Source organism: Plantactinospora sp. BC1 (assembly GCF_003030345.1).
In the GTDB taxonomy this organism is placed as follows: Bacteria; Actinomycetota; Actinomycetes; order Mycobacteriales; family Micromonosporaceae; genus Plantactinospora.
Genome location: NZ_CP028158.1, coordinates 2,972,471 through 2,995,761, shown reverse-complemented (window position 1 = coordinate 2,995,761; position 23,291 = coordinate 2,972,471). Strand labels below are relative to the sequence as shown.

Genomic DNA, 23,291 nt, shown 5'->3' with positions numbered 1-23,291 from the left:
TGGCTCCGTTGCGGGGTTCAGGAGGTGAAGGTGGCGAGCCGGTCGCGGGACAGGTCGACCAGCCAGGCGGCCTGCCGGGCGAGTCCCTCGTGCAGGCCGACGGTGGGCCAGTAGCCGAGCAGCCGGCCGGCGCGGGTCAGGTCGGCTGCGGTCGCCGGAACATCGCCCGGCTGCGCGGGTACCACCTTGATCGGTACCTGCCGGCCGGTGACCGCTGACGCTTCGTCGATGACGCCCCGCATGGACACGCTCGCGCCGCCGCCGACGTTGACGACGGCGGCCCGGACGTCGAGATGAGCCGCGGCGATGGTCGCGGTGACGACGTCGCTGATATAGGTGAACTCACGGTGCTGACTGCCGTCGCCGAATAGGGTCATCGGAAAACCGGTGTATGCGGAGAACAAAATCCGACCGATCACCATGTCGGGTCGCTGCCGAGGCCCGTACACGGTGAAGTAGCGGAGTGCGACGACGCTGAGTTGGCTGTCGGGACGGCGGGCGTAGGCCAGGCAGAGGTGTTCGGCGGCGAGCTTGCTCACGCCGTACGGGGATATCGGACAGGTCGGGTCGCCCTCCCGACTCGGCCGGTTCGTCGGGCCGTAGACGCTGGACGACGATGCGAAGACCAGCCGTCGTACGCCCTGCCGGACGCACGTGTCGAGGAGTCGATGGGTGCCGAGGACGTTGGTCTGGGCGTAGTCGAGGAAGTCGCTGCCCCAGGATTGACGGACGCCGGGCCGGGCGGCGAGGTGGAAGACGGTGTCACAGCCCTTCACCACGTCATCGAGTTGATCGGTGGCCAGGTCCAGGTGGCATGGCGTGAACGACGGGTTGGAGATTGCGGCGGCGAGGTTCTCGTCCGCGAGGGCGTGCTCGCCGAGCCGGCGACGGTCCAGGCCGATCACCGTCAAGCCTCGGGCTAGTAGCGCGTCGACCAGATGCGAGCCGATGAACCCAGCCGCCCCGGTCACCAGGACTCGGAACATGGATCCTCACGCCTCCTTTCGTGTGCTGCGTTCGAAGATCAGCCGCCAGGCGTGGGTGAGCAGGGGAGGGTCGACCGTCGGAGCGCATGCCCGACCGATCGCGGTCCGGCGGCTCCTGCGTTCCTGTCCGTCGGCGCCGTTGGCAGCCGTCATGGCGGCGTTGCGGGAGAGGTAGACGGTCATCGCCGTGCCGCCTGCATGCCGGCTCGGTGGTAGGGGGTGTGCCGGCGGTGCGTGCCGGAGGCGATCCGCTCGCGGCCGATGTGGCGGACCCGCCGGGGGGACAGCGGGTCCGCCACCGCAAGGCTGCGGGTGGGAGCAACCCGCCGGTCACCCGCCCGCGCAGCCCTCATGGCAGTACGCAGGCGAGGAGACAGCCTCACGACATTGGAGCCACGAATCACCGCCGCAACCAGGCGCGGGCCCGAGATCGTCTTGTCGAGGTTGATCAACGTGTCCACGATCTACCCCCTGAGCTGTAGGCGATTCGGGCTGGCCGCGTAGCCGCCGTCGGGCGGCACCGTTCGAGGCTCGGCAATAGCGAACCGTCTTGGGCCAATGGCCGGTACCGTCCACTGCCCGTCCAATCGCAACCAGGTAGTGACGACCCGTAGCCGGACTGGCTAGCGTGATCTACGTCGATTGGCGATGCCCGGAGGTGTCCGATGGCGGAGCGGCGCTATCCCCCGAACCGGCGGCTCGCGTGGGAGAGACTCCAACGCGGGTGGTCGTACGAGGAGATCACTGAACGAATCCGTAGTGAGATGAGCCGCGCCGGCGAGACCGATACTGGGCTGAACGCCAACACTGTCCGACGCTGGGAGATCGGCGAGCGGTGGCCGGACCCGCGCTACCGCAAACACCTCGTCGCGATCCTCGGCAAGCCAGCGAGCGACCTCGGCCTGCTCACTCCCGACGAGCTGGCCGTACGCCCGGAGGCGGAAACACTGCACGAGTTCAGGAGGTTGTGGGACATGCTCACCGGAGACGACAACGGCAACGGTTGGGATCGCGCGTCCGTACTACGCGCGCTCGTCGGCGCCAGCATGCTGCCCCTGGTCGCGCCACTGCTGTCCCTCGACCCCGACGCCGCGCACGCCGACGGCAAGACTGTCGACCCGGACGCGTACCGGCAGATCGTGCGCTGCCAGCGGGAGCTGTACTGGACCAGCCCGGCCCGGCCGCTCTACGAGGCCGCCTACGCCCACACCCAGCTCGGCATCGGGCTCCTACGCGCCGCCACCGGCACCAGCCGCGCCAGCCTCGCCAGCGCCCTCGCGGAATCCGCTCTGCTCACCGCCCGGCTCGCCTTCTTCGATCTGAGCCAACCCGCCATCGCCGAACGCTGCTACGACGTCGCCCTCGCCGCCACCCGCGAGGCCGGCGACCACGCCCTGGCTGTGGCTGTTCTCGGCCACACCGCCTTCATTCCCGCCTTCGGTCACGACCCAGCCAGCGCTCGCCCGCTGATCGACGCAGCCATTCAACACACCTGGCACGGTGTCAGCCCCATGGTCCGCTCCTGGCTGCACTGCGTCGCCTCGGAGGTGGAGGCGCGGGTCGGAGCGGCAGCCGCGAGCCGTCGTCACATCGATCTGGCGGCAGGGGCGATCGACGGCGACTCCACCCCGCCCGAATGGCTCGACTTCTACGACAACGGCCGCCTGCACTCCTTCGCCGGCTACGCCGCTCTCGCCAGCGGCGACCACCGCGAAGCCGCCGGCCAACTCGACCAGGCGCTCGTCGGGCTCACCGGCACCAGCGCGAAGCAGCGCAGCGTCGTCCTTGCCGACCTCGCCACCGCTAACGGCAGTGATGGCGACCGGGCCGCCGACTACCTCAACCAGGCTGTCGACGCCCTGCACATCGACTGGTACGGCACCGGGCTCGACCGGGTCCGCGCCGTCCGGCCACTACTCGGCGACAGCCGACACGGTGCTCAGCTTGACGAACGCATCGCCGCTCTCACCGTCGGTCGAGCGGCTCTTCCGGGTAGTTAGCCGGCCGACTCATTGTGCTTGCGAACGAGGTCGGGCAGCTCGGCCAGCGAGTCGAGCTGGAACAGGCAGCGGTCGCTGACCGCCCTGTCGTCGAGGATGTACCCCCACGGGCCGCGACGGACCAGGGCGGTCGCGATCCCCGCCTCCTGCGCCGGTCGGATGTCGTTGTCCAACCGGTCGCCGACGTAGAGCACCTGACCCGCCGGGCAGCCCGCCTCGGCCACCACCCGTTCGAAGAACGCAGCGGACGGCTTCTCCACACCCCACCCGTCCGAGGTGCCGATGACGTCGACCGGCAGGCCCAGGGCACGCAGGATCGTCTCCGCTCGTGCGGTCTGGTTGCCGGCCAGGCCGACGCGCAGCCCCGACTCGCCCAGCGCGGCGAGGCAGGGTCGGGCATCCGGGTACAGGTCCTCCTCGGTGAACGACTCCGGCTGTCCCGCCGCCGTGCGGCGCTCCCGCTCCACGGCCAGGTCGAACCCTGGCCGGAACACCTGGAACGTCTCCCGGTAGTCGAGGCCCCGAGCGATCACCGCCCCGAAGACAGCGGAGAAGGTGTGGCGCGGTACACCGAGCCAGTCCGCCCAGGTCCCGTACTCCCGGGACTCGTCGACGATCGTCTCGCCCACATCGAAGAACACGCTCGCGATCACATCTCGATTGTGCCCCTGGACACGCAGAGTGATCTACGGGGGTCTGGGGTGCGCGAAGGTTACCGGTTCGCAGACGAGATGGCCGGGCGTCCCGCGACGACGGAAGGACAAGCGGACGGAGCATCGCGGAATAGTTGGCACATCTGGTTTCCCCGGATTCTGGGCACCGCCGTCGGACCATCGCGTACTCGCCCGGACGGATCGATGCGGCCCTGCACGATCAACGTTGCCGACGAGGCTCGTGAGCTGTATCGCAGCAGCTGAATGGCCTTGACAAGGAAGCTCGGCCGAGAGGTACTGGATGGACGTTCCCCGTGCGACGGCCTTGATCGCCGGGCTTCAGAGGTCGATGGGTGGGCGCTCCGTGGGAGCGCTTGCTTTCGTGCTGAGTCCGTGCGAGCAGGTCGGCGACGGGTGTCGAGCGAGCTACAGGAGGGCTGAGATGAAGGATCTTCTCCCGGCGGGTTGAACCGAAGCCCTACCCTGCCGCCGCGATGTTGCGCGGCTGTAGGAGTCTCCTGTCACGGGCTGTGACGAATTCGGGCACCGGTGCGACCGTCAACCGCCCTGTCCATTGCTGTCCATCTTCGTCTGCGCGACTGTGCTGCTCGCGGTCGTGCTGACCGCTGCTGCCCTTATCCGCTTCATGCTGGCCGGTATCCCGGCCTACCTGTTCGTTGACACCTCCACAGTGACACTTCTCGGCCGCCGATAGCGCGGCCCGCCCTGCCGGGCGTGACCCGGCAGGGTGCCGGCTACCTGCCGCACGCCTCGATCAGGCCGTGCGGGAAGTACGGCCGGCGATCTCACGACGACGTCGTGGCTGTCGGCGCCGTCCAGACCTTCAACCAAGGAGTTGCGTTGTTCTCCCACTTCTTCATTCCGCCGCTTCGGCCTACGGCCGATGGCGGTGACAGATTCCGGCTTGACCTCGGTCCGGGCGTCCGTGTTGACGTCCGGGTTGGGGTCAGTCTTCAGCCGGACCCCCGAACTGACCCCCGACTATCGCTCACACCGCAGGTCACGGCGTCTGTCAGCGCCTGCTGCTTGTCCTGCGAGAGACCCTGCATGGTCTCGGGTCTCTCCCCAGGGACCCGCTTCATGAGGACCGACGCGGAGGTGAGATCCGGTGGATGACCCCGTCCTTCGCGTCCAGTCCCAGCTAACCAACCGCGACCAGGTGCTGCTGAGCTGGTTGTACGACCACGGAGTGCTGACCTCGTTCCAGATCGCCCACGCCCTGTTCCCCTCGTTGGACTTCTGCCAACGCCGGCTGCGCACGCTGCACCGGCTACGGCTCGTAGCCCGGTTCCGGCCCCAACGCGCCGACGGCGGCTCGTACCCGTACCACTACGTCATCGACCAGCTCGGCGCCGAGGTTGTCGCCGCAGCCCGCGACGAGCGGCCACCACGGCGCGATCACGCCCGTGTCGAGCGGCGGCGCTGGACCTCCAGCCGCAGCCTGGCTCACCGGCTCGGGATCAACGGCTTCTTCACTGACCTGGCCGGTTACGCCCGTACCCATCCGGGAGCGGAGCTGCACCGCTGGTTGCCGGAGTCGGCGTGCGACCGAGCCGGAGCCTTCACCAGCCCCGAGGATCCAGGGCTGATGCGCGCCTACCAACCCCGAATACGACCGGACGGATACGGCCTGTGGGCCGAGGACGGCACCGAGGTGCCGATCTTCGTCGAGTACGACTCGGGCGGTGAGCAGCTGTCGGTCCTGCTCGGCAAGCTGATCGGGTACCAGAAACTGTTCGCCACGATCAGGCGGGCATGGCCGGTGCTGTGCTGGTTGCACTCCGCCGCCCGGGAACGCAACCTGCGACGTCTGCTCGCCGAGGCGCCGCCGCTGCCGATCGCCACCGGCGCCCGCGATCACGCCGCCTCGGCCGGGCTTTCTCCGGCTGACGCAGTCTGGGCCATCGCGCACGGAGACGGCCAGCGGTACCGGCTGGTTGACCTCGCCGTGTACGTCGTCGACCTGCGACACGAATTGTCGGAGGCGGCATGAGCAGTGCCGGCCGATTACCAAGAGGCGGCCTATACCTTGCGGGCTCCGCTGACAGCAAGAGAGGGGATCTGTCACCCGGCTGTCACGGCGAGACTTGCCAGCGCGGACAGTCCCGTGACAGATCCGGATCCCTTCCAACACCACCCTTCCCGAGTTATCGTCCCGCGTCTTCGCCCGGGCGGTACCCGCGTCTATGCGCGACCGTCCCGGTGATCACCAGATTGAGAGGTATGGAAATGATCCCCGTCCCAATGCGGACCATCTCGGCACCCCTTGGTGCCGACGCCGCTGCGGCCCGGACGGAGGAGGTGATTCGCTACGACTACGCCGCAGAAAGATGCGGACGGTCCCCGGCGGACGGACCGGGCTGAGGGAGCCGTCCAGGTTCTGATCATGCTCGCGATCGGCGGGGCCGCCGGTGCGGCGAGCTTCACCCACGTCCACAACGTCGCCGCAGCACACGGTCAACCAGGATGGCTCGCCTGGGCGGACGCCATCGTCCTGGAACTGATGTCCATCGCAGCCGGACTCGAACTGCGCCGCCGCAAACGCGCCCGTGTCTCGACCAGATTCCCAGCGGTCGTACTGGGCTGTGCGGTCACACTGTCGCTCGCGGCGCAGGTCGTCGAGGCTGAGCCCTCGCCGATCGGCTGGATCGCCGCGGCTGTGCCGGCGCTTGGGTTCCTCGTCATGGTCAAGGTCGCCCTCGGCTACGCCGGCACGGCGACCCAGACCAACACAACCCCGTCCGCACCACACCAGCCGGACCGGACCTCAGAAGTTGAGCCGTCCTGCGGACCGATCGACACAGCCCCGCCCGCCAGACCGGTGGGGGAGCGGTCCACCGCTCGGACCGTCCGCTCGTCCGGCGCCAGCCATCGACGGGACGGACGGACCCGCCGCCGCAACACAAAACATCGCGAGTGGTCCACGCATCGTTCACCGGACGCGGACGGACTGCTGCCTGCAGCACGACACGTCCGGGACCGGCTCGCCGCGGACGGGGAGCCGCTCACCCGGGCAGCGCTCGCCGATGCTCTCCGGTCCGGCGGGCACACCGTCTCCAACACCCGGGCTTCCGATCTCCTCAAGACCCTCAAAGCCGAGTCGTCCCTGCCAGCGACTGGGTCCAAGCGCAGCCGAACTTTACCGGCAGGGACGCTGCGGAAAGCCGATCAGTGGTCGGCGGGCACCAGCCCACTCGACCGTGCGACCGGCACCACCGATCTACCCGAAACGGACGACAGCCATCGATCCGGCGAGGCCGAAACATCCCAAGACGATCAGGAGCATCTCGATCATGAGCACCCGCGTAAACCCAACTGAGCAGCCTTACCGCGCCACGGCAAACACCGCCACGTCCACCATCCCCGCCGCCGGACCCGCGTCTACTGCTGCGGAGGTGTGGACCGAGGAACGCCTCCGTGCCCTGGGCGTGACCACCACTCTCGCGACCGCCGCCTCCGTACTTGGGATCAGTCGATCCCAGGCGTACCGGCTCGCCGCCACTGACACCTTCCCCATACCACTGATCCGGGCCGGCACCCGCATCATCGTCCCGGTCGCCGGCCTGCTCCAGCTCCTGCTGCTCGAAAGCCCCGCCCTGGCCGCCGACGATCGGCGACTTGATCCCGTCGGCGAGGCGAGCGTGGATGCAACGACCAGGCCACCAGCGGACTCCGCCCGCCACCGCTGGCGGCACCGCGTCGAGCACCAAGGAGACGATGAGTGAAGGGATCCACCTTCAAACGCTGCGGTTGCCGCGACACCACGTCGGGCCGGCGACTGGGGCGTTCCTGCCCCCAGCTTCGCCGGCCCGGCGGTGGCTGGTCCCGCAGCCACGGCCAGTGGCACTGGCAGATCGAGGTCCCCGCCCGGGCTGACGGGAGCCGTCGGCCGCTGCGTCACGGCCCGTACCCGACCCAGGTAGACGCCGACGCGGTCCTGGACCACATCCGCGCCGCGCTCGCCGTCCCCGACCCCACCGACCCACACGCCACCGTCAAGACCGGCGACCTCATCGAAACCGCCGCCAAGACCGGCGCACCCATACCCACGCCGGACCAGATCCGCCGGGCGCTGCACCTGGACATCACCCCGACCGAACTGCCCACCGTGGGGGAGTACCTGGCCGACTGGCTTGCCGGACGCAAGAACATCAAGAAGGGCACCCTGCGTTCCTACGAAGGCCATGTTCGGCTGTACCTGATCCCGTACCTCGGGCACCTGCGCATCGACCGGTTGCGCCCCGGCCACATCGACGCCCTGTACGACGCCATCGGCGAACGCAACATCACCATCGGCACTCTTCGCGCCAGTCGAGACCAGGCCAAGCGAGACCAGGTCAAGGGTCAGCGCCTCGTCGGCCCGGCGACTCAGCACCGCATCCACGCCACGCTGCGCAAGGCCCTCAACGACGCGATGCGCCGCCACCGGCTCATCGACACCAACGCCGCCCTCATGGTCGAACTACCCCCGGCCCGCCCACCGAGGCCGACCATCTGGACCGACCAGCGCGTCAAGACCTGGCGCGACACTGGCAAAATTCCCAGCCCCGTCATGATCTTGACTCCCGAACAAACCGGACGATTCCTCGACCACACCCACGACGCCAACGACCGGCTCTACGCCCTCTACCACCTCATCACCTTCACCGGCCTACGCCGAGGCGAAGCCTGCGGACTGCACTGGGACGACCTCGACCTCGACGCAGCCACCCTCACCGTCCGTTGGCAACTCGTCCAACACGGCTGGGCCACCGCCATCGACACACCCAAAACCACCGACAGCGAAGCCGCCGTCGCCCTCGACACCGAAACCGTCGCCGTCCTACGCGCCCACCGTGCCCGGCAGCACCGCGAACGCCTCGCCGCCGGTGCCGCCTGGACCGCTACCGGTCTCGTGTTCACCACGCCCAGCGGTAATCGACTCCACCCGGCCGACGTCACCGACCACTTCCACCACCTTGCCACTCGGGCCGGGCTACCACCCATCCGGCTCCACGACCTCCGCCACGGCGCCGCTATCATGGGCCTCGCCGCAGGCGTCCAGATGAAGATCATCTCCAACCGGCTCCGCCACTCCAGCCCACACTTCACCGCCAAGTTTTACGGCGATGTCCTACCCGAGCTATCTCACGCCGCCGCTGAAGCAACGGCGTCAGTCGTCCCGCGACGGGGTGGCTCGACGACAAGGCCGGCGTAGACCGGTACGACCCGTGCATGTGCTCATCATCCAGATTCTCCAGGCTCTCTCGAAGGGCGGCGTCACAGTGTGCGGCGCGCTCGTGCGTACCACGGTGACGATCCTCAACTACGCCGACTTGGGCATCTTCGTCAGCCAGGTTGTGCAGGTCGCCGGTCCGGCAGCGCTGCCACGACGCGCCGGCCAGGGCCGCGCCGTCAAGTCGTGCAAGGCCGGGCTTGGGCACGCCGGCTTCCTCCCAGGTCAACTCGCCGTCACAAGCCCGGTCCGTCGTAGTCGTCGGCGATGGGGGACTCGTAGAAATCGATCGGCGTCTTGCCTCCGGCGTAGATCGCCTCGCGAACGGCGGGCTTCGTCAGGTCGAGCACGCGCATGTTGCCGCTGACTCTGCTCAGCGCTTCGATCCGGTGGAACGACGCACCGTGGTCCTCGGCGAACTTCGCGAGCCCTTGCAGCTTCTCCGTCGAGTCGCCCAGGTGGTGACCGTGCGGGTCGACGATCGACGGGACGACCTTGCCGTTCACTTCGCTGAAGAAGATGAAGTCCGGGTGCATCGAATGCCAGTCGCCGCTGCCGTCTCGGTACGCGATCCCAAGCGAGTCCGTCGCCTGACGCGGCGGGTTGCGGTACCACGCGACAGATCGCTTCAGCTCGGCGAAGACCACTTCGCGCTCCCAGTCGTTCAGCTTCGTTATCGGCACCTGCCCGTGCTCGTCGGACATCAGGTGCTTGGGCGCCAACGGCGCCCGCGCCAACTGCCCGGTCTTTTCGTCCACCTCGACGTAGTCCTCGATCCGTGTCTTCGGCCGCCCGAGCGACGTCACTTGCGGCTCGACCGCCAGCGCCCGGATGTCCTCGTACTCGGATTGCCGGTCGTCACGCAGGCTCTTGATGTCCACGCGGTGCTCGGCGAACAACGTGTTCGCGATCTCGTTCGCCCGCGCGTCGATCCGTTCGCGGATCTCCGGGACGGTCGCCAGCGCTGCGGCTCGGATGAACGCGTCGCGCAGGTCGTCGTCCTCGCCGTCTTCGCCCACCAGGTGGTCCACATACATCGACGCGATGTCCGAGCCGAACGCCTTGCGGGCGTCCTGGAACGCGGCTCGGATCGCCCGCTCGTCGGCCTGTTCGAAGATGTCCGCGTACGCGATGTTGCCTTTACCGAGTCGGCCGGAAATTTGCTGCAGCCGAACAGCGAGCACCTCCGCCATCGATGCCTTCACCTTGGACGCAAACTCGACGTTCGCCCCATCGAGCGCCGCGTGGATTAGCCCGGCGACTTCCTTCACCGCCCCGGGACGCACACCGTCGGTGGCCAGCGCGTGGGCGAGCGAGGCGAGCCGCTTCACCGGGGCAGCACCCCGCTGCGGGACGGTCATCGTAGGGATCGAATCCCACACGGGCCAGACGAAGTCCACCGAAGCGTTCGGCAGCAGCTTGCACTCTTCGATGATCGCCTTTCGGCCCGATCCGTCCGGGACTCCGTCGATCTTGCCGGTCAGGTACTTCACGACGTTGCCGGCCATCGTCCGGTCGAAGAACGGCAGGATGCAGTCGACCGAGTTGAGCACCTCATCGCCGGGCACGCGGCGGGCGAGCGGGTTGCGTACCATCCGGCCGAGCAACTGTGTGATGTGCGTGTGCTCGCGCGCCGGGCGGAAGGACACGAGCACCTCGGCCCGCGGGCAGTCCCACCCGGTCGAGATGGCGTCCTTGGCGATCAGGATCCGAATATGCGTCTTGTCCTCGACCGTCTGGGGCTCGACCCAGTCGACGTCGTGCGCACCGAACCGCTGGGGAGTGTGCTCGCCGAACACGTGCCGGATACACCCGGCTGGCAGTGTCGGGAACTCGTCGAAGATGACGTCGATCGCCTCGCCGATCTTGTCGTGGTCCGGCGTGGCCGGCGCTTGCAGGACCAGCAGCGGCCGAACTATGTCCGGCAGACCCTGGTCGGTGCAGTACCTCTCCCACCGCTCGCTCGCCTCGCGGAACTTCTTCGCCGCTCGGCGCACGAGGACGAGGTCGATCGCTTGAGCCTCGGCGGGGATCTCCAAGACGACCGTGTCTTTGACGAGGCCGGACTCCTGCACTTGGAACCCGTCCACCTCGATCGGCGGCAGCGCCCGGCGCGCGTCGGACGAGTCCGCTTCAGTCATCGCGTTACGGAATTGCTCGATCGTCGCCGAGATGCCCCAGACGATCGGGATCGGTGGGTAGCCGGAGTGGCCGTTGACGAGCTTGCGTACGGTGGTCGGTTTGTCGGACGCACTGCGGTCGGCGCGGAACCCACGGTGCGCCTCGTCAAGGATCATGTACACGGTCATGTCCGGGTCGCTGATCGTGTTGGCGATCGTCTCCCAGATCGTCCACCCCTGCATGTCCGGCTGGGCTGCGTCATGCAGACCGGGAAGAACTTCACCCTCCTCCACCTCGACGTGACCGCGGGTGAGCAGCGAGTTCTTCGTCAGCTTGCCGGTGTTGAGGAAGTACACCTTGCCCGGGTCGAGCCGCGGCTTGGCGAACGGCGGTTCGATGACGACGAGATCGGACGACTCGATCTTGTCGGACGCCTCCATCAACCGGAACCGCGACTGCTCGTTCAGGTCCGGGCTGTAGGAGAACCAGATGACGACGGCGCCCGGGTCGGCCTCGAAATCGAACGTCTCGTTGCCATAGAACAGAGCTTCGATCACCGCGGCGGCCATCACGGTTTTGCCAGCACCGGTCGTCGCGGACAGGGACACGGACGTCGGAACGTTCTCGCGCTCGTACACGTTCTTCGCCCGCTCCAGCGAGCTGAGCATCGCCGCGACGGCGTCGGCTTGGTACGGCTTGAGGGTGAATTTCATCGCGCGGCCCGCCCCGCTTCGATCTCGAAATTGCGCAAGTACGCCTCGTACAAGCGAACCGGCTCGACGTGCTCGGGAAGCCGGCGCACCATCGCTTCAAAGAGCCGGTCCTCGTCGGTGACGATGAATGCGTGGCCGACGCTCGGTGCTTCGTCCATCGCCTTCAGGAACTGCTCCGACTGATCAAGGTCAGCGATCACGCCGTACGCCTCCGCCACGTCCCATCCAGTCGAGATTTCGTCGATCCGCCTCCCTCGTGAGCCTGCCCTCAGCCACAGGAAGGGAGCAATCTTCCCGAACTCGCGGTTCGTGGACACCCGCAGGGGCGCCTCGTACGTCAACGTAAAGAACTCGACGCTCTCGGCGAAGCCGTCGGCCATCGGGAACTCGTCCGTAATCTTGTACTCGCCCTTGATTGGCCTTCCCTCCGGCGTGATCCCCGTGATGGCAGAACGGATGCGTGGCTTCGTCACGTATTCGCAGATACCCGACCTCTCCCACTCGGCATCACCAGGTCGAAGGGCTTTGGCCTGTAGTTCCTTCTGCTCCTCCGCGCTCACCTCGTTATTGGTGACGCTGATGGTGTGCCGGCGCCCGCCGTCTTGCTTGTTGAGCCGCATGACGGCGTGAGCCGTCGTGCCGGACCCGGCGAAGAAGTCGACGACAACAGCGTCTCGCTTGTCAGCCACTACGAAACGTAGGGCGTCCTCAACTGCGTAGAGCGCCTTTGGAAATGGGAAGCGACGACCCGGAAGGAGGGCCGAGATCATGTGAGAACCATGATCACGCGCGAAATGGCCGGATCTGCTCCAAACGGTCCTTGGCACAACCCGTTTGGCTACGTCGCCCAAGGCAAGTTCGAGCGCACCCTCAGGCGTCTTGCCGGTAACGACGAAGGTTCCATTCTCGATATTCGCGATCGTCCCGGGCTGCAGGTAGGTGACTGGGCGCAAGCCGGATACAGGGTCGCGGCGTCCGAGGCGCACCGTGCCCTCCGCGAAGCGGCGCCGCATCTGCTCGGCCGAAAACCGCCACCGGTTCTCGCGACCATCGCTAGCCAGTGGCCAGATAGCAGTCTCGCCTGGGGCTAGGGGAAAGTCGGACCGAGGCATGCCAAGCGGAAGGGGGTCACCAACGCGGATGAACGTACCCGTGACTGCGTCAATGACGACCGGATAGAAACTCGCCTTACCCGCCTTCTTGTCCTCCCTGGCGGAGCCACTGCCCCGCCTAATCGCGGTAAACCAGACGGTTGGCATGGTAGTAGAAATCTCGTTATCGCCTAGCATCGTCGCTGTCCACGGCACCACGCGCCCGCTGCCGATGAACACGTAGAAGAGGTATTCGTCAACCCTAGAGAATCGCCCCGCCCGCGGCGTCCCGGCCCGGTTTGTGACGGCGCTCACCATCTGGATATCCCCTTCAGGAAACACCTGCGCTAGCAGCAGCCCCAACCGCAAGTACTCTTTCTCGTCAATCGTGACGATCAGCACGGAGTCATCAGGATTCAGCAACTCGCGCGCCAGGAGCAGCCGCCGTTCCATGAACGCCAGCCACTTCGAGTGCCGATAGAGGTCGTCTCCCTCTACGTAGTCGTTGTTGTACTTCCAGTCCTTGTCTCCGGTGTTGTACGGCGGGTCGATGTAGATGGCGTCGACCTTGCCGCGGTGGGTGAACAGCAGCGCTTGGAGGGCGTGGTAGTTCTCGGCGTTGATCACCGCGTGGTAAGGCTTGTCCGGCCCGCCGCGTCCGACCTTGCCGGTGGACACGAGACCCGGGTAGATCGGGTCGCGGAACTCGGCGACGACGACGAGATCATCGATCGCGGCCTCAGTGCCTTCGAGACGGGCTTCGCCCCCTTTAACCACCGATCGGGTGAGCGACGCTGTACCGGCTTTCCGGTCTAGGACGGCGACACGCCACAGGATCTCGTTCTTGGCCGTGGGCATCTCGCCGCGGGGCGGGAGAATCCGCACCTTGTCGTTCTTGCGCACCGGCCTACCGGGCAGTTCAACGGCCTCGGGGACATGCCGCTCGAAGTTCAGGCCGAAGGAGCGCCGTTCGGCGAGGGCATCCGTCTCGCGCTTGAGGTCTGCGGCGAGACGCGTGTCCCTCAGCGCGACTTGGCGCAGGAGTTCGGAGAGGCGAGACATGTCAGTCGAGGCTTTCAGGTCAGGGATCAGAGGGTGTAGGTGCCCCGGGCAAACGTGGCGAGGATACGTTGGTGGGTTTGCCGCGGCAGCGTGCGGTTGCCCGGCTCTCCGAACGGAGTGCCAGGCATGGCCGGCGCCTCCTGCAGCATACGGTCCAGCCCGACACGCGAGACGATCAGTAGCCCGTGGGTGGCGCGGGTGCACGTGACGGCCAGACGACCGAACGACGAGTTGAACTCGTCGAGTTTCGAGGCCCCGGTGAGGGGATGGACCGCGACCGTGATGCCATTGGTCTGCCCTTGCCACGAGTCGACGGTGGAGGTGAGCAGGTCAGCTTCGGTGAGACCGTGCCGTTTGCGCAGCCGCTCGACAGCGTCGGCGGCGTCGTCCACCGTGGCGTTGCGGGTGGCGAGCACGGCGACGAGCGGATCGGCTGGCTCGTCCCCGGGTTCGGTAGTGATCGTCTTCCCGCTCGGTGTGCCGTCGCCGTTGTACTCGGCGGCGGCGAGGGAGAATCGGGCGGAGAACAGTTCGTCGAGAAGTTGCTCGACGAACTGGACGAGGGGGAAGTCGACGTCCGGTGCTTCGGCGGGCGGCAGCCCGTCGACTTCCAACAGCGTCGGGACGCCAGAGGCGACGCTCTCCCACACGTCCTTCGCGACGCCGGTCAGTTTGCCGAGCTTGATCGACCGGTCGCCGGGCGCGGCGACGCAGTTGAGGGAGCGCCACTCGGGGTAGAAGGCGCGCCACAGCCCGAGCTGCTCTCCCGTCGGGCGCCATACGGCGGGCAGTTCGGTGGCCCACGCGTGCTCGTCAGAAGAGTGGTTGTTCGGCCATGCGCGGTACGGGTTGTACCCGGAGTCGCCTCGCCAGGGGTTCTCGCCGATCTCGATCGGGGGCAGCTGCCCGACGTCGCCGACGCCGACGCGGATCGGGGCGACGTAGTTCAGCTTGTCGAACCGATGGCTGGCCAGCTGCCAGGCTTCGTCGACGAATAGGACGTCGAACCGGTAGTCGCCGTGAAACGACGGGGTGAAGTGGTCTCTGACGATCTTGCGCGGCCCGATCTCGCCGAACATGTGCGACGTGGCGATCACGACGGGAGCGTCGGTCGGGATGGCGTTGCCGGAGTCGACGACGGTGGCGGCCGCCTTCACCGAGTCGGGAACGTCGTTGAAGCGGCCCTTCGACGACCAGAGGTAGACCTTGTCTTTGCCGATGGCGGTGCCGAGCGACTCGGCGAGCGGCCACAACTGGCGGTTCTGGAACGCCGTGACGGCGACCCGCAGGCACTGCGGCTGGACGGTTGCGTCCTGAACGAGTTGCTTGAGGACGTACGACTTGCCGGCCCCGGCGGCCGCCTTGAGCAGGATCGTCGTGATGTCGGACGAGCCGTTGAGCGCGTCGAGCAGCTGGCCTTTGGCGATCTTGGCGGCGGCTTCGTTCTCGGCGGCGGCCCGTGAGTGGTGGTAAGCGCTCGTGGCGACAGCGTTTGGCGGGGTGAAGACGATGGTCACGGCTACTCCACGTCGTCCATCGAGAGGTCTTCCGGCGGTGCGACGGCCGGTTCGGCTGCGGGGTCGGGCAAGTTGTCGCCGACGACGGCGACGTCAAAGGCGTCCGGGTCGACGATCGGCGGCCAGGTTTGTGGATTGAGCCGACCGGACGCTCGTCGGGCGGCGAGTTCGTCTGACCACTCGGCTTCCGAGACTTCGTGCGGCTTGCAGCAGTACTGGTGGCTCGCTGGGTCGTCGCCGTACGAATCGGGGGTGCAGTCCGGCTTCGGGGCGGAGCGCTGGTCGACGCTCGGCCGTGGGACGTTCAGGAATGCGTCGCCGGTGTTCGTGGAGAACCATGCGAAGTCGGCGACGATGAGTTCGTCGCCGACGGCTACGCCCGGGTCGTGGTGCGGGTCCCACTGGAACTGACGTGGGTCGGCCGAGACTTCGGCGAGCGGACCGATCGCCATGTTTGAGATCTTGAATGAGCCCTTCTGGATCTTCACGGTGACGGCAGGCTCTTCCACGCACGGTTCGCCGTTGACGTGCAGCGCGACGACTCGCGACTGGTCCCCGATGCGCCGCGAGTCAACTTCGAGGACGTACGGGGCGGTGCCGACCACGCGGGCGATGGCGACGCGTTGGTTACCGGCGTCGACCGCGGCGTCGTGGGCAGTGAGCGGGCTGGTGAGGATCGTGAGCTGGTCGACGAACAGCTTGTCCGCCTCTAGGACCGGGACGTTGTCGTTGCGCCAGAAGCGCGACGTGCGAGAGAACCGTACGAGGTCGAACGCGTGCAGGTCGAGACGGCGGCGCCACACGATCTGCGAGTCGCCCTCAACCTGGCGGACGGCGGACCGCAGCTTGGATGCAGCAAACTCCGACTCGAGCGTGGCCACGCACTTGTCGAACACGTCCGTCTTGTACGCCAGTTCGTCGCGCACGAGTGAGTCGTAAGCGGCGGGGTTGGCCGGGCGGGGCAGACCGGGCTTGTCGCCGGTGAACGCCTCGTGGATCGCGTTCGACTGGGGGGTGGTCAGTTGGGCGCCGACGGTGTGCGGAGACTTCTCGATCAGGGAGCTGTGGGCGCGGAAGTCGATCGGCGCTCTTCCGGAGGTCGCCCACGGGTACAGGTAGTCGACACGCAGCGAGTTCACGGACGGTCCGCCGGCGGTGACGAGGGCAGCCAGCGTGGCGCGCAGGTCGACGATCGGGATTCGGCACTTCATCGTCCGGGCCCGGTCCTGTTCGAGCAGGAACGACACGGCCGTCCGATCTTTCTCCGGCAGCCGCGGCGGGATGACGGCGGGCTCGCCGCCGAAGGTCAGCGCCGGACGGTCTTGGTCTTTGTCGCGCTGCCAGCGCAGCCGGGACAGTTCGGAGCCGGCGATGGAGTCCGCGATGCCGACGAGCAGGTCGGCGGTGCCGGAGTCGGGGACGACGACGTGGATCGGTTCGGGGCTGGTCGTATTCGCTTTCATGGCACCAGACAGGGCGTCGAAAAGCTGCTTGCCAAGCAGCTTCATGATCTGGCGGCGAGTGGCATCGGAGTCGGGGTTGTCGAAGACGGTGACGTCCCACGCCCCGGCGCCCTGGGCGGTGATGCACTGTAAAGCAATGCCGTACACACCGAGCGTCGCACCGTCCGACTTTGCCATAACGACGTTGACGGTGCCGGACTGCCCGATCGGGTCGAGGCGCCGCTGCCGCGACTTCACGCCGACGCCGGAAAGCGTGGCCTCGATCATCGACCGGGCGGAGGACGAGATCGGGCCGAGAGGGGTGCTCTTGTCGATCAAGCCTATCGCCTGCTGACGCATTTCCGGCTTCACGCCAAGTTCGATGAGCAGGTCGGCGGGGTCTTTCGACGACTGGAGTTCCTTTCGGCAGAAGATGAAGAGGTCACATCCGGCGCACGAGGCAGGGTCGAAGTGAGCCGTGAGGTGGGCGAGGTGCTCGAGCGGGTCAATCGTCGTCGGGTCTGGGAACCGCGCTACCTCGTTCTGCCGTTCGACGACGCGCATACGGACTTCGTCGCGGTAGTCGGTGAGGTCTTCGATGACGGCGGTCGGATTCAGGGACGTGTTGCGTGGCACCGCGAGCACGCCGGAGGTGTGGACCTCCATACCGGCCGGCAACTGCGACCACTGGGCGGCGGATTCGGCGCCGAGGGCGACCTGCAGGAATCCCTTCATAAGCTTCGCGTCGTCGATCTTTGCGCGCACGCGCTGGTAGTCCTTCGCGTCTCCGACGATCAACCACGAAGAGTCGACCTCGCCATCGACGTTCGGGTGGCGCGGGGCGACGACAGCGAAATCCGGTCGGGTGGTGGTGGCGTCCACGCCATCGAGCCCGACGAACGGGACAGCGAGGTGGTAGATCAGAGTGGCGCGGCCGTGGACGATAGCGTCCTTGTGAGCGGCGTCGAGCACGGCGGCGGTCTTGATGACGTTGACACCGGCGTCCCTGATGACGACGCCGGTCGGGCGAGCTAGGCCGAGGCCGCCAACGGCGATCGTGACAACTTCGGAGGCGAATCGTTTGTCCTGAATAAGCCCTTCGAACGTCATCGCACGCATCCAGCGCAGCAGCGGGATGGCGCTCTCCTGGCCCTTCGAGTGGCCGATGTCCTGAGCGAGCTTCCGGCGGGTGACGCCCGTGACCAGCGGGTCTGTCCCGCGGAATCGGGCGCACGAGGCGTGCGCGGACGCCGCCACTGCGCTGCTGGCCCCTCCGGACACGCTGCCTGGCATGGCCTCGATTCTGCCGCAAGCTAGCTACAGAGGTTGAAGGGCTGACGTCTGCATCATCATGGCGGTTTGGCTTGAGAGTCATGCCGGTCTGGGCGAGGAAGCCAGCGATGAGGTCAGTCGCCGCTTTGAGCCAGGGCAGGGCGTGGCTCCGTCCACATTGTGAGTTTCCGCAGCACGCAGATGCTGTGTCGTGAGGTCCTCTTGTAGCTTCGACTCGAATGGCCGCGCCAGTGGCCCAAGGCCGGTCATACCCATGTCTTGTACTCGTCGGAGAAGCAGGGCCACGGTCGGGTACCGGCCGGTACGTCGCCGCTGAGCATCAGGGCTACTTGGCGGGACCAGCTGCGCAGGTCGATGAACTCCAGCATCAGGCTTGCGATGGCCTCTGGGTTCAACGATGTGAACCACAGGCGGTTCCTGGCGGTGGCCGCGACGCGTAGCAGCGGCTTGGTCCAATCCTCAGTGCCGTTGAGCGGCTGCATCCACTCCGCGAGTACGCCGACGTCGGCGAGCTGACGGATGATCGCGTCTGGGGACATGCAGACGAAGAAGAACATTGCGTCGGCGATGAGGCTGGCGGCGACGTCTGGCGCAAGCGGGTAGATCGCCCACGGGGGTCGAGCGGGCCAGCGCGCAGCCGAATCGAGACTGGTTATCTTGAGGGTGTGTTCGGGTGACCGTATGCCGATTCTGCGTTGGTAGCGAGCAAGGTCGATTGAGAAACGGGCACCGAAGGTGTCCTCGCGGTAGTGCTGGGCGGCGGTGTACTGGCTCGCGGCGACGACGGCCCGGCCGGGGGACACGACACCCGCCTGGATGCCGCTGCGTTCGTGTGCCAGCCCAAGCACCTCGCGTAGCCCGCGCAGGTTGGTGAGAAGTGGGATCTCGGTGCGGACGGGGGTGATGCCGCTGGGCAGTGTCCCCTCATCGGCCAGAACCGTCGAGGTGTCGATCAGAAGCTGATCCTGTTTCCTAATTCGGCGCTTGCTGTTGATCTTGACCTCGTGCAGTAGGACGCTGCCGTCGGCGCGGAACACGCTGAGGTCGCCTACCCGCAATGCGGCGGTGAGGTCGTGGTGTAGCACGAACTCGCCGTTGTCGCGCCAGGCCGACGCGATGACCTCACGTTCTTTGGTCAGACCGTCCTTGCCGTGCATGATCCCTGGAGAGGCGTTGCGGGACAGGGCCATGATGACCTGCCGGTCGTACCCGAACGATCGCCACGCGAGGGCATCGCCGATCGACTTCAGCTGCCGCCAGATCCGTTCGTAGACCTCGTCCTCCAGCATCCACGAGTCGAGGCCCGACGGGTCCAAGTCGGTGCCGAGGTCGGGCGCGCCTCTAGGGAGGGTGCCGCCTGGCTTCCTGAGTCGTTTCATGACGCGGCTGATCTCGCTGCGGCGCTGCTCGATCTCCAGCACTAACCCGAACAGTCGCTCCTGGAACTCGTACAGGTCGGCAGCCAATCGACAACGACGCAGGTCAGCAATCAATTCGATCATGGTCCGCAGGCCCTGCTGATGACGCGGATGGGTAAGGATTACGTCGATCTGATTGCCCGATGCACGGTCCATCAACGAGTTACGCATTTTGCTCCCACGTCGGAGGTCGAAGCCGAATCATCGGCAGCCGCACGGGTGACTCGCAACCTCATTGCCATCCCGTCGGCGCAACCAGGGGCATGGGCGCTCATCGGGTGCTCGGTTGCCGTGGACGGGCCGAGATTGGCTAGACTCATGGGGACGCTGTCGCGACGAAATAGGGCAATAATCGCGAACAGGTGGACTTCAGGGGTGCCGCTGGGCCTGAATGACTCAATCAAGATCAGCCTCTTAATCTGCGGGACTGTCTGGACTGAGCGGGACGTGTTGGGAGTGGGGCTGACCTGGGCACCCTCTGCGGATCGTGTGCGTCGAGCTGTTGGCGAGGGGATGGGCTTCGCGGGGTTGTAGGCGTGAAATCCGCTGGCTCTGGCTATGGAGGGGTGCATGGCGGGATCGCTGGGCGTAACCTCGACTGCCAGCCGAGGGTAACGTCGATTCCACCCTGCTGGGGGCTACGGTAGCGACCGCGACTGCCTTTTTTGGGAAGGTGGTCGTGTTATCCGTCGATTCCGGGCACTTCTCGGGCAGGCTGCCTCCTGACGTTCGTCTCGCCGAGGATCTTCGCGGCGTCAGGGCGGCGCAAGGTTCACCCGGAGTGGACATCGCTCGGTCGCCTCAGACTCGCTGGTCATGGCCGCTGCCCGCTTCCAGACTTGACGCAGCGTGCTGCCAGCGTCACCGTGGTAGGTGGCCTGGGGAGGTAGCCGTGACAGTCAAGACGTGGTCACTCGCCGGCGCCGCCCGGTTCGCCCGGGAGGCGCGGACAGGTACCGCCACGCACATGCGGACTGCGGAGATCGCCCGCCGGTGGCACAAGGTCAAGATGATGCGGGCGTACGAGATCCACCGGGCCAACTTTGGCAGCCGTGACGCAGCCACGCTGATGCTTTTCGGCGGTTTGGGCTACCAGCCGCCGTATCCGGCCGGTTGGGACGAGGCCGCAGACCTGGTGATTGGTGACGAGGCGCGCCACCTCACCGAGGCGGAACTGTACGTCGTGACGCCGCAAATGTGTGACATAGTCATTGCCGCAGCGCAAAGCCTCGGGGTCGAGGACCTGCAACTGATCGACGAGGAGGACCTACCCAGCCCGACCGGCCTCTTGGTGCTGCCGTACCCGGTGCTGGTCAGAACCGTCGGCGGCAACCTCGGCGACGATCGGGCATTCAGCTGGCACACTCCGGCCAACTTCACTCTCCCGGATCCTACGAACCGGGACGCCATGCTGATGAAGCCCTCCGTGCGGGTGTCGGTCTACCACGATACGCACGGACCGGTACGTCCCGACTCGTTCCTGGACCTCGCCGCCGAAGCCCGCCAGGCGGGTACGCCGCTGCCGCCGCTGATTCTTGACGCAGTCCGATGCCTGCCGTTTCGTGCCGCAGAGGCCGACCCGCAGGCTCCGGCCCGGCTCGCGCGTGCAGCCCAGGCTGTCGACGGCGCCGTTCGTGACGCAGCCGAAGCCATGGGCCAGGATGAGAGCCGCGTGATCGGCGAGTACGCCTCCGGCAGCCAAATCGAGGACGCGGACGACACCTTCACACTGCGTTTCCTGTACGCCTTCTGGCGACTGTGCGAACAGCGGATCGCCGAGGTCCAGCACATCGAGACCAACCACGCCGCCCGGGTGATCGCCGAGCGCACAGGCATGTCGCCTGAGGTCCGGGTGATCCGGCTGCGCCAACGCGCCGAGCAGCCACACGGCGGAGCCAAGGGTAGGAACTGGCAGCACCGATGGATCGTCAAGATGCACAAGGTCCGCCAGTGGTACCCCAGCGAACAACGGCACAAGGTTATCTACCGTGGTCCCTACATCAAGGGGCCGGACGGAAAGCCTTTGCTCGACGGTGAGACGATCCGGGCGCTCGTGCGCTGAGCGGTAGCTCAGGGCCCGCGCTGCCCGGGGCTTGGGATAGCGTCTCGAACCGCAGTCCGAAAGTGTTCAGACCGAGAGGTCGAGTCTTCAGTCGACCTTGTGGCGCAGCACAGGGCCATGATGGACAGTTCCGAACACCGAAGGTGTATTCCCACCGTGATCCGCCCAGCAAATCCTGACTGAAAAGCCACGACTGATGTCGCCTGGCCGACAACCATTAGGCGATCCCATCGGCGTCACTGAGGATGACCAAGCCGATATCGCACAGGGTGGATAGGGCTCTCGGCGTGCACGATCAGACGCACCGGGCGGGCGCGGCAGCGGTCATCCGTAGCTATCGTTATCCGCTGTCACGATAGGACCCCGCCTTTGTGTACCGAGCAGTGTTGAGCTTGTCACGAGGCAACGGAGGTTGATGTGTACGCGGTGATCGACCTTGAGACAACGGGTCTGCGTACGAGCTGGCACGACCGGGTAGTCGAGGCGGCTGTCATCCAGCTCGACGAGTGGGGGCAGATCACGAGCGAGTGGTGCAGCTTGGTCAATCCCGATCGAGACATGGGTCCGCAGCTCATTCACGGCATCTCCGCCGCGGAGGCTCGCCGGGCTCCCAAGTTCGACAAGCTCGCAGGCCATCTGGCCGGGTTGCTGCGCAAGCGGGTGCTGGTTGCGCACAACCTCCGCTTCGAGGCCATGTTCCTACTCGCCGAGTACCGTCGCATGGGCATTCATGTGCCGATCGACGCCGACGCCGGGCTCTGCACCATGCGTCTGGCATCGCATCTTTTGCCCGCTGCTGGTCGTAGCCTGAGCGACTGCTGCAGAGCCGCTGGTCTGCCCAAGCATCGCCCGCACTCGGCCTTGGAAGACGCGCGCGCCGCGGCGCGGCTACTTGGGCGTTATCTGGTGGCGACCGGGCATCCTCCGCCTTGGACGGCCATGGCCACGGCGGCCGCCGCCCTGGAGTGGCCCGTTGTGGCGGCCGAGCCGGTCGTGCCAGTTCAGCGCCGATCGCCAAAGGTCGGTGAGGAGCACTTCCTGACTCGGCTTGTCGACCGGCTGCCACGACTCCATCAGCCGCAGGGCGACGAATACCTCGACGTGCTCGACAAGGCTCTCCTCGACCGCCACATATCCGCCAGCGAGGCCGACGCGCTCGTGGCCACGGCCGACTCCTTCGGACTTGCCCGCGTCGACGTTGATCACCTGCACCACGAGTATCTCCTTGCGTTGGCGACCGCCGCAATCGAAGACGGCGTCCTAACCGCCGCGGAACGAGACGACCTCGATCAGGTCGCGTCGCTGCTCGGTCTGCAGAACAACGACGTCGATAGAGCACTGGCCGCAGCTGAGAGCGGGAACCAGGACGCGCCCCGGCGACGGACTGAATGGCGGCTGCAGCCCGGCGATCTCCTAGTCTTCACCGGCTTGATGCATCCACCCAGAGAGCACTGGCAGGCCGAGGCCGTCGCCGCTGGTCTGCGAGTCGGAGACAACGTCACGAAGCAGACCCGGCTGCTCGTTGCGGCGGACCCGGACTCAGCGTCAGGAAAAGCGAAGAAGGCCCGACAGTATGGCATCCCCATTGTCCACCCGGCAGCCTATCGAGACATGCTCGCCGGCCTCAACACGCCTGCCCCGGCGCGGTGAGGGACCGATCCTGGCATTACAGCCGACGACCAAGCGGCCATGGTGCG

Annotated in this window: 16 protein-coding genes; 7 read left to right on the top strand and 9 right to left on the bottom strand. The window is 66.7% G+C overall.

Annotation, left to right across the window (positions count from 1 at the left end):
• Nucleotides 1-17 precede the first annotated feature (17 nt).
• Genes C6361_RS12815 through C6361_RS36975 form a run of 3 tightly spaced genes read right to left on the bottom strand, consistent with a single transcriptional unit; the run spans nucleotide 18 to nucleotide 1,447 of the window.
• Nucleotides 18-986, bottom strand: a complete 969-nt coding sequence (locus C6361_RS12815; RefSeq protein ID WP_107267879.1) for an NAD(P)-dependent oxidoreductase — start codon at nucleotides 984-986, stop codon at nucleotides 18-20.
• A gap of 6 nt (nucleotides 987-992) precedes the next feature.
• The gene (gene amcA / locus C6361_RS37595) at nucleotides 993-1,169 is read right to left on the bottom strand and encodes a multiple cyclophane-containing RiPP AmcA (protein WP_199853337.1); all 177 of its coding nucleotides are present in this window, start codon (nucleotides 1,167-1,169) and stop codon (nucleotides 993-995) included.
• Nucleotides 1,166-1,447 carry a hypothetical protein gene (locus C6361_RS36975; protein WP_159079306.1) on the bottom strand — a complete coding sequence of 94 codons (282 nt, stop codon included), beginning with the start codon at nucleotides 1,445-1,447 and terminating at the stop codon, nucleotides 1,166-1,168. The genes amcA and C6361_RS36975 overlap by 4 nt, the downstream gene beginning before the upstream one ends.
• 204 nt (nucleotides 1,448-1,651) lie before the next feature.
• Between C6361_RS36975 and C6361_RS12810 the strand changes: the two genes are divergently transcribed.
• Nucleotides 1,652-2,986 (top strand): XRE family transcriptional regulator, encoded by a 1,335-nt coding sequence (locus C6361_RS12810; protein WP_107267878.1) that lies wholly within the window; start codon nucleotides 1,652-1,654, stop codon nucleotides 2,984-2,986.
• On the opposite strand, the gene C6361_RS12805 is transcribed toward C6361_RS12810, so the two are convergent.
• Entirely contained in the window at nucleotides 2,983-3,639 is a 657-nt protein-coding gene (locus tag C6361_RS12805) for an HAD family hydrolase (RefSeq protein WP_107267877.1), read from the bottom strand. The two genes, C6361_RS12810 and C6361_RS12805, sit on opposite strands and share 4 nt — an antisense overlap.
• Before the next feature lie 1,129 nt (nucleotides 3,640-4,768).
• Between C6361_RS12805 and C6361_RS12800 the strand changes: the two genes are divergently transcribed.
• From C6361_RS12800 to C6361_RS12785, 4 genes are all read left to right on the top strand, one after another.
• On the top strand, nucleotides 4,769-5,653 hold the full coding sequence (locus C6361_RS12800; protein WP_107267876.1) for a replication-relaxation family protein: 885 nt from the start codon (nucleotides 4,769-4,771) through the stop codon (nucleotides 5,651-5,653).
• A gap of 393 nt (nucleotides 5,654-6,046) precedes the next feature.
• Nucleotides 6,047-6,979 carry a DUF2637 domain-containing protein gene (locus C6361_RS12795; protein ID WP_107267875.1) on the top strand — a complete coding sequence of 311 codons (933 nt, stop codon included), beginning with the start codon at nucleotides 6,047-6,049 and terminating at the stop codon, nucleotides 6,977-6,979.
• A complete protein-coding gene (locus C6361_RS12790) occupies nucleotides 6,954-7,385 on the top strand; it encodes a hypothetical protein (RefSeq protein WP_107267874.1) in 432 nt (143 codons plus the stop codon). Before C6361_RS12795 ends, C6361_RS12790 begins: the two co-directional genes overlap by 26 nt.
• Nucleotides 7,382-8,857, top strand: a complete 1,476-nt coding sequence (locus C6361_RS12785) for a tyrosine-type recombinase/integrase (RefSeq protein WP_107267873.1) — start codon at nucleotides 7,382-7,384, stop codon at nucleotides 8,855-8,857. The genes C6361_RS12790 and C6361_RS12785 overlap by 4 nt, the downstream gene beginning before the upstream one ends.
• 254 nt (nucleotides 8,858-9,111) lie before the next feature.
• Here C6361_RS12785 and C6361_RS12780 read toward each other — a convergent pair whose 3' ends face one another.
• The 5 genes from C6361_RS12780 to C6361_RS12760 all read right to left on the bottom strand — a co-directional run bounded on the left by C6361_RS12780 (nucleotide 9,112) and on the right by C6361_RS12760 (nucleotide 19,703).
• A complete protein-coding gene (locus C6361_RS12780; RefSeq protein ID WP_107267872.1) occupies nucleotides 9,112-11,709 on the bottom strand; it encodes a DEAD/DEAH box helicase in 2,598 nt (865 codons plus the stop codon).
• Nucleotides 11,706-13,862 (bottom strand): site-specific DNA-methyltransferase, encoded by a 2,157-nt coding sequence (locus C6361_RS12775; protein ID WP_107267871.1) that lies wholly within the window; start codon nucleotides 13,860-13,862, stop codon nucleotides 11,706-11,708. Before C6361_RS12775 ends, C6361_RS12780 begins: the two co-directional genes overlap by 4 nt.
• A 26-nt stretch (nucleotides 13,863-13,888) precedes the next feature.
• On the bottom strand, nucleotides 13,889-15,379 hold the full coding sequence (locus C6361_RS12770) for an AAA family ATPase (RefSeq protein WP_107267870.1): 1,491 nt from the start codon (nucleotides 15,377-15,379) through the stop codon (nucleotides 13,889-13,891).
• A 2-nt stretch (nucleotides 15,380-15,381) separates the two neighbouring features.
• Nucleotides 15,382-18,114, bottom strand: a complete 2,733-nt coding sequence (locus C6361_RS12765; RefSeq protein ID WP_199853336.1) for a hypothetical protein — start codon at nucleotides 18,112-18,114, stop codon at nucleotides 15,382-15,384.
• Nucleotides 18,115-18,359: 245 nt separating this feature from the next.
• Entirely contained in the window at nucleotides 18,360-19,703 is a 1,344-nt protein-coding gene (locus C6361_RS12760; protein WP_159079305.1) for a hypothetical protein, read from the bottom strand.
• A 721-nt stretch (nucleotides 19,704-20,424) separates the two neighbouring features.
• Here C6361_RS12760 and C6361_RS12755 point away from each other — a divergent pair.
• Nucleotides 20,425-21,594 (top strand): hypothetical protein, encoded by a 1,170-nt coding sequence (locus tag C6361_RS12755; protein WP_107267868.1) that lies wholly within the window; start codon nucleotides 20,425-20,427, stop codon nucleotides 21,592-21,594.
• 417 nt (nucleotides 21,595-22,011) lie between these two features.
• Complete coding sequence (locus tag C6361_RS12750; RefSeq protein ID WP_107267867.1) at nucleotides 22,012-23,244, top strand: exonuclease domain-containing protein; 1,233 nt, start codon at nucleotides 22,012-22,014, stop codon at nucleotides 23,242-23,244.
• Nucleotides 23,245-23,291 lie beyond the last annotated feature (47 nt).